The organism is Amycolatopsis nalaikhensis, assembly GCF_030264295.1.
In the GTDB taxonomy this organism is placed as follows: domain Bacteria; phylum Actinomycetota; class Actinomycetes; order Mycobacteriales; family Pseudonocardiaceae; genus Amycolatopsis; species Amycolatopsis nalaikhensis.
Window position 1 is genome coordinate 5,052,785 of record NZ_CP127173.1, and the last position, 12,921, is coordinate 5,065,705.

General features: G+C 70.9%; 9 protein-coding genes. 4 read left to right on the plus strand and 5 right to left on the minus strand.

Annotation, left to right across the window (positions count from 1 at the left end; all coding sequences use genetic code 11):
* Positions 1-52: 52 nt before the first annotated feature.
* A complete protein-coding gene (locus QP939_RS25000) occupies positions 53-3,187 on the plus strand; it encodes a GH92 family glycosyl hydrolase (RefSeq protein ID WP_285459236.1) in 3,135 nt (1,044 codons plus the stop codon).
* Between the two features lie 30 nt (positions 3,188-3,217).
* Here the strand turns inward: QP939_RS25000 and QP939_RS25005 are convergent, their stop codons facing one another.
* Together QP939_RS25005 and QP939_RS25010 are read right to left on the minus strand one after the other, a co-directional pair.
* Complete coding sequence (locus tag QP939_RS25005; protein WP_285459237.1) at positions 3,218-4,414, minus strand: IS30 family transposase; 1,197 nt, start codon at positions 4,412-4,414, stop codon at positions 3,218-3,220.
* Between the two features lie 79 nt (positions 4,415-4,493).
* Positions 4,494-5,354 (minus strand): esterase/lipase family protein, encoded by an 861-nt coding sequence (locus QP939_RS25010; protein ID WP_285459238.1) that lies wholly within the window; start codon positions 5,352-5,354, stop codon positions 4,494-4,496.
* 113 nt (positions 5,355-5,467) lie between these two features.
* Here QP939_RS25010 and QP939_RS25015 point away from each other — a divergent pair, with 113 nt between their 5' ends.
* From QP939_RS25015 to QP939_RS25025, 3 genes are all read left to right on the plus strand, one after another.
* Positions 5,468-6,586 (plus strand): PucR family transcriptional regulator, encoded by a 1,119-nt coding sequence (locus QP939_RS25015; RefSeq protein WP_285459239.1) that lies wholly within the window; start codon positions 5,468-5,470, stop codon positions 6,584-6,586.
* 90 nt (positions 6,587-6,676) lie between these two features.
* The gene (locus QP939_RS25020) at positions 6,677-7,144 is read left to right on the plus strand and encodes a hypothetical protein (RefSeq protein WP_285459240.1); all 468 of its coding nucleotides are present in this window, start codon (positions 6,677-6,679) and stop codon (positions 7,142-7,144) included.
* Positions 7,145-7,152: 8 nt separating this feature from the next.
* Positions 7,153-7,566, plus strand: coding sequence for a hypothetical protein (locus QP939_RS25025; RefSeq protein WP_285459241.1), 414 nt, complete (start codon positions 7,153-7,155; stop codon positions 7,564-7,566).
* Here QP939_RS25025 and QP939_RS25030 read toward each other — a convergent pair.
* The 3 genes from QP939_RS25030 to QP939_RS25040 form a co-directional block, all read right to left on the minus strand.
* A complete protein-coding gene (locus tag QP939_RS25030; RefSeq protein WP_285459242.1) occupies positions 7,548-9,182 on the minus strand; it encodes a DUF885 domain-containing protein in 1,635 nt (544 codons plus the stop codon). The genes QP939_RS25025 and QP939_RS25030 overlap by 19 nt on opposite strands.
* A 114-nt stretch (positions 9,183-9,296) precedes the next feature.
* A complete protein-coding gene (locus QP939_RS25035; RefSeq protein ID WP_285459840.1) occupies positions 9,297-11,894 on the minus strand; it encodes a glycoside hydrolase family 3 protein in 2,598 nt (865 codons plus the stop codon).
* 536 nt (positions 11,895-12,430) lie between these two features.
* Complete coding sequence (locus tag QP939_RS25040) at positions 12,431-12,901, minus strand: Lrp/AsnC family transcriptional regulator (protein WP_352252723.1); 471 nt, start codon at positions 12,899-12,901, stop codon at positions 12,431-12,433.
* Between the last annotated feature and the right edge of the window lie 20 nt (positions 12,902-12,921).

The window sequence follows — 12,921 nt, forward strand, 5'->3', positions numbered from 1 at the left end:
CCGGGTACGGGCAAAGGTCGGATGACAGGTCAGCGGCGATCGGAGGCTCCCGGTGCGGTCGAAGTTCTTGGCGGCGGTGGTCGCGACGGCGGTGATCGGGGCGCCCGCGGTCGCTTCGGCGGCTCCGACAACGATGTCACCGCTGGTCGGCGACCCGGCGGCGTACGTCGACCCGCTGATCGGGACCGGTCGCGGCGGCAGCTCGGTGGGGGAGATCAACAACTTCCCCGGGCCCGCGACGCCGTTCGGGATGATGCAGTTCTCGCCGGACACCCAGGGCGCGTACGCCGGCTACCAGTACCACTCCGACCAGATCCGGGGCTTCAGCCTCGACCACGCGTCGGTCGGCTGCACCGCGTTCGGCGACGTGCCGATCCTGCCGGTCGCCGGAGACGTCGGAGCGGCGCCCTGGAACCGCGTCGAGCACTTCAGCCACGACGACGAGCGGGCCGAGCCCGGCTACTACGCCGTGACGCTCACCGACTCGAACGTCCGGGCCGAGCTGACCGCGACCACCCGCACCGGACTCGCGACGTTCACCTATCCGGCCGGAGCGACCCCGCAGGTGCTCGTCAAGGGCGGCGCCAGCCTGGCCGGGAACTCCCACGCGGACCTGAAGATCACCGGCGACCGCGAGGTCAGCGGCTCGGCGTCCACCGGCGGTTTCTGCGGCAAGCCCAACAAGTACACCGTCTACTACGCCATCACCTTCGACCAGCCGTTCACGGCGCACGGCACGTGGGACGGCTCGTCGGTTCAGCCGGGCTCCGACGGCGTCGAGTCGCCGAAGGCGGGCGCGTACCTGACCTTCGCGTCCGGGACCGTGCACGCGAAGGTGTCGATGTCCTATGTGGGCGTCGACGGCGCGAAGGCCAACATGGCCGCGGAGGCCCCGGGCTGGGACTTCGCCGCGGTCCGGAAGTCCACCCGGGACAAGTGGTCGGAAGCGCTCGGCAAGATCCGCGTCGCCGGACGGGATCCCGCGCAGCTCAAGACGTTCTACACCGCGCTGTACCACTCGCTGATGCACCCCAACACCTTCGACGACGCCGACGGGCGCTACATCGGCTTCGACGACCAGATTCGGACGTTGCCCGCGGGGCGGCACCAATACGCCAACTTCTCCGACTGGGACACCTACCGCTCGCTCGCGCCGCTGCACGCCATGCTCTTCCCGAAGGAAGCGAGCGACATGGCGCAGTCGCTGATTAACGACGCCGTACAGGGCGGCTGGTGGCCGCGCTGGCCGATGGCGAACGACTACACCGGCCAGATGACCGGGGACAGCTCGGTCGCGCTGATCTCGAACCTGTACGCCTTCGGGGCGCGCGACTTCGACGTCAAGACCGCGCTGAAGTACCTGGTCAAGGGGGCGACGTCGGTCGACGGGACGCCCGGCGCGTACCAGGAACGCCGGGGCATCGCCGACTACGTCGCCCGCGGATACCTGCCGAACAACGACGCCTCGCGCGGTGACCACGCCCGCGTCGGCGCGTCGATCACCCTGGAATGGGCGATCGACGACTTCGCCATCGCGCGGTTCGCCGACGGCATCGGCGACCGCGACGTCGCCCGGGAGTTCACGAAACGCGGGCAGAACTGGCAGAACCTGTTCAACCCGCTGACCGGGTACGTCCAGCCGCGCGCGCAGGACGGGCGCTTCCCGGACGGTCCGGCGTACGTGCCGCCGCCGCCCGGCAAGTTCGGCCAGGACGGCTTCGACGAGGGCAACGCCGCCCAGTACACCTGGCTGGTGCCGCAGGACCCGGCCGGTCTGGTGACGGCGATGGGCGGGCCCGCGGCGGTGGCGTCCCGGCTGGACACGTTCTTCCAGAAGCTGAACGTGGGCCCGAACGAGCCGTACATGTGGGCGGGCAACGAGCCGGACTTCGGCGTCCCGTGGCTGTACAACCACGTCGGGCTGCCGTGGAAGACGCAGCAGGTGGTCCGCGAGATCGCGACGACGCTGTTCAGCGCGACGCCGGACGGCGAGCCGGGCAACGACGACCTCGGCGCGCAGTCGTCGTGGTACGTCTGGGCCGCGCTCGGCATCTACCCGGCGACGCCGGGCACGCCGGACCTGGTCGTGCACAGCCCGCTGTTCGAACGGGCGGTGCTGTCGCTGCCTTCCGGGCGGACGCTGGACATCCGTGCCCCGAAGGCCCCGGCGACGTACGTCCACTCGCTGTCGCTGAACGGCCGCGACTGGAACCGGACGTCCCTGCCGTCCGGTGTCGTCCGCGACGGCGGACGGCTGGACTTCTCGCTGGTGTCCACTCCGGACACGCGGTGGGCGGCGGACTCGGCACCACCGTCCTATCGGGACAACGAGAGGCCGTTCCTGGCTTCCGTGGGCAACCAGGTCGTCGTCGAGCCGGGCGGCTCCGGGGAGGTCACGGTCGCCGGGCAGCGGCTCGGCGGGCACGATCGCGTGCTCGACGTCTCCGCGCAGGCGCCGGCCGGTCTGGTCGTGTCCGGACCTCCGCAGCTGCGGCTCGACGACCGGACCGGCGGCGGCACGGTGAAACTGGGCGTGTCGGTGGCCGCCGGGACACCCGAGGGCTACTACCAGGTGCCGGTGACCGTCCGCGGCGGGACGACGTCGGTGGCGTCGTCGGTGATCGTGCTGGTCGCGCCGAAGGACGGTCTCGCGGCGGCGTATTCGAACGTCGGCATCTCCGACGACGGCGACGCCGGGTCGGCCGACATCGACGGCGCCGGGAACAGCCTGTCCCGGCAGGCGCTGGCGGCGGCGGGCCTGGTCGGCGGCCAGACCGCCCAGGCCGTGGGCACGACGTTCACCTGGCCCGCGGCGCCCGCCGGACGACCGGACAACGCCGTCCCGTCGGGGCAGGCGATCACGGTGTCGGGCACCCGGCTGTCGTTCATCGGCACGGCGTCGAACGGCGACCACCGGGCCACGGCGACGGTGACGTTCACCGACGGCACGACGGGCCAGGCGGACCTGTCGTTCGGCGACTGGGTGTTCCCCGGCGGCGGCACGGACCCGGTGTTCGGCAACACGCTGGTGGCCCGCACGGACCACCGCAACCAGCCGGGCGGCCCGGGCGGGGGAGCGTCGATCTACGCGACGACCCCGTTCGACGCCCCACCCGGAAAGCACATCGCCTCGGTGACGCTGCCCGCGGACCCGAACCTCCACGTGTTCGCCATCGGCCTCGCGTAGCCGCTCGTGAGTGTTTAGGGCGGGGTGGTTTCAAGCGGTCGTCGCAACAGGGTCCTGTGTGGACAGTAGCAGCGCGAGGCGCTCGGCTGGGGTGTCCCAGCCGAGCGTCTTGCGCGGACGGCCGTTGAGCTCGGCAGCGACTTTCGCCAGGTCAGCAGGGGTGTGCACCGACAGATCGGTGCCTGTGGGGAAGTACTGCCGCAGCAGCCCGTTGGTGTTCTCGTTCGACCCCCGCTGCCAGGGCGAATGCGGATCACAGAAGTAGATCGCCATGTCGGTGGCCCTCGTGATCCGGGCATGCTGGGCCATCTCGGTGCCCTGATCCCAGGCCAGCGACCGGCGCAGCTCCTGCGGCAACCCCCGGATGACGGTGATCATCGCCTCGGCGACCGCGGCGGCGTCTTTGCCGCCGGGCAGGTGCAGCAGCAGGCAGAACCGGGTGCTGCGCTCGACCAGGGTCCCGATCACCGAGCGGCCGTCCTTGCCGACGATCAGGTCGCCTTCCCAGTGCCCTGGGACGGCCCGGTCGGCGGCCTCGGCGGGCCGCTCGGAGATCGGGACCATCCCGGCGATCCTGCCCTGGCGGGTGCGGCGCCCGTCGGGGGTGCGATGGGGCTTGCGGATCGCGCGTCCGGTGCGCAGGCACGCGGCCAGCTCCCGGCGCAGCGCACCGCGGCCTTGGACGTAGATGGCCTGGTAGATCGTTTCGTGGGTCACGTGCATCCTCGGCTGGTCGGGGAAGTCCCGTTTCAGCCTGGCAGCGATCTGCTCGGGCGACCACCGCGCGGTCAGGTCCTGCTGGACACGGTCGTGCAGGACCGGGTCGGTGGCCAGTTTCGCGGGTTTCGGTCGTTTCGCGCGTTGCTCGGCGGTGTGCTGGGCGCTGCTGGCCCGATAGCGTCCACCTCCGGTGCTGTTGCGGTCCAGTTCCCGCCCGATGGTGGACCGGTGGCGGCCCAGCCGCCGCGCGATCTCCGCCCGTGGCACGTCCTGGGCGTGCAGGACCATGATCTCCTCCCGCTCGGCCAGCGAGAGATAGCGGCTCGAGCAGGCTGTCGGCGCGTTGGTGATCACGCCTCCAGCCTGCTCGAACAGTCGTCTTCCGCTGGCCGGCGACACGCCCGCGGCCCTCGCGGCGTGTTCTACGGGCAGCCCTGCTCGGATCTGGTCCCAGAATGCCACCCGGACGTCGCGGGACAGCCACCGACGGCGATCGTTTTCGGTCATGGCAACACCTCTCAGGTCAGGTGTTGCAACGACCGCTAGAACCCAAGCGGTTCTAACCGCCCTAAACACTCACGAGGCGTCAGCCGGGAGAGCCGACCGCGCAGAGCTTGATCGGGGTGGCGTTCGCCGGGTCGAGGGCGTTGCGGACCAGGTGCCAGACGTTGAGGTCGTAGGCCTCGCCGATGTGGCCCACCGGGTCGTTCGGGCAGAAGTCCTGGACGTACTGGTTCGCCACGCCGGGCTCGCGGATGAACGACGTCTCCGTCGGGGTCACCAGTTCGTCGTAGCGCGAGGTGATGATCGTGTAGGCGATGCCGGGCTGGGCGACCGGGCCGGTGTTGAGCGCGACGATCGCCGCGCCACCGTCCAGCTCGTCGGCGAAGATCGGCAGGCCGATCGTCTTGACGATCGTGTCCCACGTGCTCTTGCCCAGCAGCGTGTAGGCCAGCGTCAGCAGCCCGGACGCGTCGGCGCCGTGCGTCGGCGGGGCGATCCCGACCACCTTGCCGATCTCGCTCTGGATGCCCTGCATCTTGGCCAGGTAGATGGCCTGGAGCCCGCCCTCGGAGTGCCCGACGACGTCGACCTTCGCCGCGCCGGTGGCCGCGCGCACCTTCTCGACGAACGCCTTGATCTCCAGCGACGACTCCGCGACCGGCTTGAGCCCGCCGACGAGCGGGAACTGCGGGTAGGCGCCGTAGGTCAGCGAGAACGTGCAGTAGCCGCGGGCGGCCAGGTCGGCCTGCAGGAAGTTGAGGTCCTCGTAGTAGGTGGCGAACGTGCCGTGGAGCAGCACGACCGGGTTCGGGTGCGCGGCGCTCGGGCGGCACGCGAAGTCGTTGTTGCCCCCGGACGCCGCCTGCGCCGGCACCGCCGCGCTCGTGACCAGCGCCGCCGCCAGGCCGATCGCGGCCAGCCATCGTTTCGTTCCCCGCGCCATTGCGAAGTCCTTTCTGGTTGGTCTGCACAGCATGCGCCTCGCGATCAAGGCTGTCTGCTGGCAAAACGCGCAGAAACTTGCCGCAGCCGTTTGTGCACGGCGACAATGCGGGGATGGATGCCGTCGACGCGCTGTTCCCGCGGTCCGGGGAGATCGCGGCCGCGATGATGAGCCGGTGCGCCGCCGAGATCCCGGCGTACCGGCTGCTGCCGGCGACCGTGCTGGAAGGCGACCTGGTCGCCAACGCGCGGGCGGTGTTCGAGCTGTTCCTGACGACGGTCGCCGAGGGGCGGCGGCCCACCGCGGACGAGCTCGCGCTGCCGATCGCGTGGGGTGCCGAGCGGGCCAGGGACGGGCTGCCGCTGGAGGCCGTCCTGAAGATCTACCCGCTGGCCGCCGCGGTCGCGTGGGAGCGCGTCGAGGGTGACCGCGCGCCGCTCGGCGCGCGGATGCTGGACTTCCTCGGCGAGGTGATGCCGCGCGTGGCCGAGGCGTACCTGCGGGAGCGCGACGACCTCGACTGGGAGCGGCGGGAGGACCGCCAGCACCTCGTGGCGAACCTCCTCGCCGGGCGGCCGGTGCGGCGGCGCGAGCTGGCGGAGAGCTACGACGTCGTCGTGTTCCACCTGCCGACGCTGCCCGCGTCTTCGGGTGCCCGCGCGGCGACGGACCTCTTCCGCGCCGTCCGGTCCGATTTGGACGGCCAGCCGGGCGTGCTGGTGACGTTCAAGGGCGACGGCGGAGTGCTGCTGGTGCCACCGGAGTCCGAAGCGGACGCGGTGGCGGCGCGGGTCGACCGGGTCTGCGGCCGCCCGTGCACCGCGGCGGCGGTCCGTGCGGTGAGCCACGCGGACATCCCGGCGGCGCACGCCCAAGCCGTGGAAATCCTCGCGCTGGCGGAAAACCTGCGGCGCCCGCCCCGGCTCTACCGGCTCGCCGACCTGGCGATCGAGTACCAGCTGGCCCGCCCGGGCCCGGCGCGGGAGGCGCTCGCCGCCGTGCTCGAGCCGTTGGAGGAGCACCCGCACCTGATCGACGCGCTGCGGGCGTTCGTCACGTCGGGCTACAACCGCGGCGAAGCGGCGACGGCGTTGAACATCCACCGCAACACGCTGACGTACCGCCTCGGCCGCATCCAGCTGATCACCGGCTACGACGCGACGCGGCCGTCGGACGCCCGCCACCTGGCCGCCGCGATGACGGCTTACGACATCACCCGGCAGCACGGGTGAATCCCACGGGATAACGCTTGCGTCGCGATCCCCCGGGATCCGTGCGGTTTCCGGTCGCCGCCCGATTCGGGAGGGCGGAGGTGGTCGGCCGTGAAAGCAGCTCTCGTCGCGATCGTGGTCCTGGTGAGCGCGGCCGCGTGCGGCACGCCGGTGGTGGGCGTACCAGTGCCGGTCGCGGTGACCCCGGCCGCCCCCACCCCGACGACGATCGTGGTGCCCCAGCCGGTTTACGTGCCACCACCGGCGTACGTGGCGCCGGGGGACACGGCGGAGGCGCGCACGGTGGTCGCGTATTACGACGCGCTGAACCGCCGGGACTTCGCTACGGCGTGGTCCCTTGGCGGCAGCCGCATCGCCGGAGGTGGGGGATATGCCAAGTACGTCAACGGGTTCGCGACTACGGCTTGGGACACGCTGACTGTTACGGACGTTCGGGGGAGCACCGTGTACGTCGTGCTGTCGGCCGCGCAGACGGACGGGAGTACGCGGGTGTTTTCCGGCACGTACACGGTTTCCGGCGGCGTCATCGTCGGCAGTCACATGGCCAGGACGAAATGAGGCTCAGTATGCGTACACTATGGACAGTCGCGTCCCTCGCGGCCGTGCTCGCCGCCTCCGCGTGCGGGCTGCCGCGCACGGTGCCCGCCCAGGCTCCGGCCACGGCGACGGTGACCGCGCCCAGCACGCCGACCGTCACGGTCGCGCCGCCGCAGACCGTCGTCGTGCCGCCGCCGCAAACCGTTTACGTCGCGCCGAAGGGCCCTGCCGGCCAGTGGTACGCGCAGCCGGGCTGGATCAACGCCCAGCCGTGGATCACCATCACCCCGGCGGCGGGCCAGACGCCGTGCCAGTGGCTGTACGCGCGCGGCTACAGCTACGCGCAGGCCTACGCGGCGTGGGCGCAGAACGGCTACCCCGCGAGCTGGTCGGCCACGAACGACGGCTACCCGTGCCAGAAGTCCTACGGCAGGCAGCACTGATCGACCCAGGCCCGCACGACCTCGTCCAGCACGTTCAGCGGCAGCGGCCCACCGCCGAGCACGACGCCGTGGAACTCCTTGATGTCAAACCGACTCCCCAACCGCTCCTCGGCGAACCGGCGCAGGCGCAGGATCTCCAGCCGTCCCGTCATGTACGCCAAGGCCTGCCCAGGACTCTCGATGTAGCGGTCGGTTTCCGTCTGGACCTCGACCTCGCTCAGCACCGTCCGGGTGCGGAGGAACTCGACGCACTGCTCCCGCGACCAGCGCAGCGCGTGCAGGCCCGTGTCGACCACCAGGCGGGCCGCGCGGACCGAGTCCTCGGCCACCATGCCCAGCCGCATCAGGTCGTCGGAGAACAAGCCCATCTCGTCGGCCAGGCGCTCGCTGTAGAGCCCCCAGCCCTCGCTGTACGCGGTCACCGGCGCGATCCGGCGCAGCTGCGGCAGCTCCGTCAGCTCCTGCGCCAGCGAATCCGCGAAGTGGTGCCCGGGCACGGCTTCGTGGAACGCCACGGTCTCGGCGATGAACCGGTCGCGCGTGCGCACCTCGTGCGTGTTCGTGTAGTAGACGCCCGGTCGCGAGCCGTCGAGGGCCGGTGGCATGTAGTACGCCGGGGCGGCGACCGGTGCCTCCGCCTCCGGGACCGGCCGGACCACGCACTCGGCCGACGGCGTGCGCGGGAACCACGCCGGGGCGGCGGCCGTCGCGCGCGCGACGGCGGCGCGGGCCGTCTCGAGCATCTCCTCGGCGTCTCGCCAGCGGAGGTTTTCGTCGGTCCGCAGCCGCCGGCGGACCTGCGCCGGGTCGGTCAGCCCGAACACGCGGCCGCCCAGGTCGGCGTATTCGTCCTCGAGCCGGGCGAGCACGTCGAGGCCCAGCTGGTGCAGCTCCGCCGGGCTGTGGTCGGTGGTCGTGTGCGCGCGGGCGAGAGCCGCGTAGTGCGCTTCGCCGTCTTCGAGCCAGCAGAGCCCTGGCTGGTCGTCGGGCCTGCCGCGGCCGGCCACCTCGGTGGCGAGGAATTCGCGGTAGCGGGCCAGCGCGGGCCGGACGACGTCGGCCACCAGCCGGTCGAGCCGGTCGCCGGCCAGCTGTTGCGGGAACGGCCGCTCCTGCGCCAGGAACCGGTCCACGAACGCGATCGCGGTGGCCGCCATCCGGTCGACCGGGGTCCGGCCCGCGCGCAGGCCCGCGCCCTGGCGCCGCGCGAGTGATGCGTAAAACTCCGGGAGCGCGGCCAGCCGCGTCAGGAAGTCCTCTTCCGCCCGCTCGCCGGACGGCGTCAGCTGCGGCAGGAAGGCCAGATGGCTCATCGCCGTCGCGAACATCGGATCGGCCAGGGTGAACTCGACGACCCGCGCGTCGAGCTGGGCGAGCATCGCCTCCGCCTGCTGCGCGACGACCCCGAGCGTGACACGGTCGGCGTCGTCCGAGGCCCGCGCCCGCGCCAGGACGTCGGCGGCCCGCGCGCGCAGCCGTTCGTGGCCGGCTTCGCTCGGGTCGGGCAGTTCGGCGTCGTGGCCGGGGATGCCGGCGAAGGTGGCTTCGAGCGGGACCCAGGTGGCGATGACGTCGAGGAACTCGTCGGCGAGCGCGGTGGCGGAGTCGGTGCTCATCACCCCATCTTGGCGGCGTTCCGCGGCCGCGATCCAGGGAAGCGGCTTCGAAAGACGCTGAAGGCCACCATCAGGGCACCAGGTGCTCTGATGGTGGCCTTCAGAGGCAACGCGTCAGGTCAAACTCGAACAGGGTCTCGCGTCGGGATCTTTCGCGCCCTGGGGCACCCAGCGCACGTTCGCGAACGACGCCTGGAAGGGCCCGTCGGTGTAGACCAGGAACGGGGTGTTGATGTTCTCGAAGTCCAGCCCGTTGTTGAAGCAGGACAACGGGATCTTGACCGTCGTCTTGCCCTGGCCCGCCAGGTCGGTGAACAGCTTCGTCGCGTTCACCTCGGAGAAGCACGGGTAGACGCAGTGCATGCTGACCACCGTCCGGTTGGTCGGCGCCTGCTGCACGATCGTGTCGAACTCCAGGGCGCCGTCGGCGTTGAGGTAGCTGCGCAGGTCGTTCGTGCCCGCCGGGTTCTGGAGGTAGATCTGGGCCGGGCCGGTGCCCGTCCAGGTCGTCTTCAGGCCGTCACCCTGCACGTTCACGTCGGTCGGGACGACGTTGATCTCGCTGTGCGCGGCGGTGCCGTCGGGGCCGATCTCGGTGCCGCCCCAGTTCTCCGCCGAGCCGATGAAGCTCTTGTACGGCGCGACGTCGGTGCGGTCGTAGATCGACAGGTCCTCGGTCGCCGTCCCGCCGCCGCCGGTCGAGGTGCACGACGCGGGCCCGGGGGTCTCGTCGAGCTGGCCGATGGTGACGCGCTGGCCGGTCTTGAGGCCGTAGCCGAGCTTGAACAGCGGGTCGTAGTCGGGCGACCACGGGTTGAGCGGCGACTGGCACGCGCTCTTCGGCCACGAGTACGACAGCGTGGCCGTGTAGCCGCCGTTGACGTCCTTGCCCCGGACCATCAGGTCCGCGACGCCGCCGCCCTCGGTGCCGGGCAGCCAGGCCGCCACGAACGCGTCGGAGCGGTTGATCTCCTTGTTCATGTACAGCGGGCGGCCGCCGACGTACACGGTGACGACCGGGGTGCCCTTGCCGCTGACCTTGTCCAGCACGGCCAGGTCCTCGGGGTAGAGCTTCGCGGCCTCCAGCGTCTTGCGGGTCAGGTCGCCGACGCCCTCGGCGTACGGCGTCTCGCCGATGACGGCGATGACCGCGTCGAAGCCCTTCGGGTCGACGTCGCCCTTCTCGTCGAAGGTGACGTTCGCGTCGCCGAGGTCCTGCTTGAGCCCGGCGAGGATCGAGGTGGCGTTCGGGAAGTCGGCGTTGGTGTTGCCGGTGCCCTGCCAGCTCAGCGTCCAGCCGCCGGTCTGGTTCTGGATGCTGTCGGCGCTCTTGCCGACCACCAGGACCTTGGCCTTCGGCTTCAGCGGCAGCACGTTGCCGTTGTTCTTGAGCAGCACCTGCGACTCGCGCGCGGCGGCGCGGGCGAGCTGGTGGTCGGTCAGCGCCTCGCCGGACTCGGCGAAGGAGCGGTCCGACGGCGCCTGGGCCTCGAACAGCCCGTCACGCAGCTTGACGCGCAGGATGCGGGTGACGGCGTCGTCGATCCGCGCCATCGGGATCTGCCCGTTCTGCACCTGCGCGATCGTGTTGGTGATGAACGCCTTCCAGTCGGCGGGCACCATCACGATGTCGATGCCGGCGTTGATCGCCTGCGGGCACGAGGAGTTCGTGCAGCCGGGGACCTGGCCGATGCCGTTCCAGTCGGACACGACGAGGCCGTCGAAGCCCATCTTGCCCTTGAGGATCTGGTTCAGCGCCTTGTCGCTGCCGTGCAGCTTGCCCTCGTTGATGCCGAGGTCGGCGTTGGTCCAGCTGTTGAACGACACCATCACGGTCTGGGTGCCGGCGGCGAGTGCGCCGTAGTAGCCCTGGCCGTGGATGTTGATCATGTCGGCTTCGGAGGAGGGGTTGACGCCCTGGTCCTGGCCCTTGAGGGTGCCGCCGTCGCCGATGAAGTGCTTGGCGGTGGCGATGACGCCGTCGCCGCCGATGCGCTTGGTCGAGCCGTCCTGGAGGCCGTTGATGGCCTCGAAGCCGTAGGCGCGGGTGATGCGCGGGTCCTCGGAGAAGCCTTCGTAGGTGCGGCCCCACCGGTCGTCCTGCACGACGGCGAGGGTGGGCGAGAAGGCCCAGTCCTGGCCGGTGGCGCGGATCTGCCGCGCGGTCGCGGCGGCGACGTCGCGGACGAGGCAGGGGTCGTGCGCGGCGCCGAGCCCGATGTTGTGCGGGAAGACGGTGGCGCCGTAGACGTTGTTGTTGCCGTGCACGGCGTCGATGCCCCAGATGACGGGGATCTTCGTGCGGCTGGTCTTCGAGGCGTTCCAGTAGGCGTCGGCGAGGTTCAGCCAGTCCTGCTGGGTGGCGTGCTTGTTGCCGCCGGGCCACGCGCCACCGCCGTTGAGGACGGAGCCGATGGCGTACTGGCGGACCTCGTCGGGGGTGATCGAGGTGATCTCGGGCTGCGTCATCTGCCCGACTTTTTCTTCGAGCGTCATGCCGGCGAGGATCTTGGCGATCCGCGCTTCGTCACCGGCCTTCCCCTTGAACCGGCTGTCGACCTTGGGCCAGTCCGCGAGGGTCGGCAGGCTCGGTTCGATCTTGGCGCAGCCGTTCTTGTCCTTGGCGGGCTGCCCGATCACGGGTTGCGCCGACGGCTCGGCGGCCTGGGCCGGAATCGCCTGCGCGATCCCGCCGAGCAGGCTCAGGCTCATCAGGGTGACGAGCGAACTTCGGCGCGCACGTGACCACGCGCGGGATCTTCTGGCCATGGTCTGGTCCATTCTGCGATGAACGGCGGACCGGCCGATCCTCACCGGGCGAGCGGGCGGCGTCAATAGGTTTCGGGGTAGTTATTTCTCGACATAAAATAAGACTCGCCCGGCGACGGGGTCACGTGCTGTCTTGCTTAGCTGACGCCGGTGACGGCGGCAAGGGTGCTTGCGGGCAAGGGTTTTGCCCCGCGGGTCAGCTCGGCCGACCGGGCGAACGTCGGGGCGGCGCCGGAAAAGCTGCGATCGTGGGAGGGAGGCGGCGGTAGACGAGGGCTGCCGTCGGACCAGACAATCCTCGGCTAGGCGGTCGAGCAACTCGGGGCCCGCGCACCGGATCCTCACCGGGCTCCTCGCCCCGGTCGAGGCGGAGCGAGACCGCTTCTGGGCCGACCTCGACCTCGGTGGCGTTGTGCTGACGGACTTCAAGCTCGCTGCGGAAGCCGCGCCCGAGGACGACGACTTCGACTGAACCCGGGTCAGCTCAGCACCGAGCCCGGCAGTTCCTCGAAGATGAGCCAGGTCCGCGTCGACCGCACCCCCTCCAAGGCCTGCAGCCGCTCCAGCACGACGTCCCGCAGCGTCTGGTTGTCCGGCGTCCGCACCAGCAGCAGGATGTCGAAGTCCCCGCCCACCAAAGCCACGTGATCGACATACGGGATCGCGTGCAGATCCGTGGCCATGGTCCGCCAGGACGTCTGCTCCACCGTCACCATGATGTACGCCGACGTCCCCAGCCCGGCCCGGCGTGGGTCGATCCGCGCCCCGAACCCCGTGATCACCCCCTCCGCCATCAACCGCTCCAAGCGGGCGTACGCGTTCGTGCGCGATATGTGCAGCTTCTCCGCCAACGCCCGGACCGCCAGCCTTCCGTCCGCCGACAGCTCCGCCAGCATCGCCCGGTCTACCTCGTCGAGGGCCGTTCGTCCGGGAAGCGCCGCGTGCGCCAGGGCGCCGATGGACGTTTGGT

Coding starts and splice junctions, on each gene's coding strand:
- QP939_RS25030 (WP_285459242.1), bottom strand. CDS start 9,182: ATGAGCACCGACTCCGCCACCGCGCTCGCCGACGAGTTCCTCGACGTC.
- QP939_RS25005 (WP_285459237.1), bottom strand. CDS start 4,414: ATGACCGAAAACGATCGCCGTCGGTGGCTGTCCCGCGACGTCCGGGTG.
- QP939_RS25015 (WP_285459239.1), top strand. CDS start 5,468: ATGGATGCCGTCGACGCGCTGTTCCCGCGGTCCGGGGAGATCGCGGCC.
- QP939_RS25010 (WP_285459238.1), bottom strand. CDS start 5,354: ATGGCGCGGGGAACGAAACGATGGCTGGCCGCGATCGGCCTGGCGGCG.
- QP939_RS25035 (WP_285459840.1), bottom strand. CDS start 11,894: ATGAGCCTGAGCCTGCTCGGCGGGATCGCGCAGGCGATTCCGGCCCAG.
- QP939_RS25025 (WP_285459241.1), top strand. CDS start 7,153: ATGCGTACACTATGGACAGTCGCGTCCCTCGCGGCCGTGCTCGCCGCC.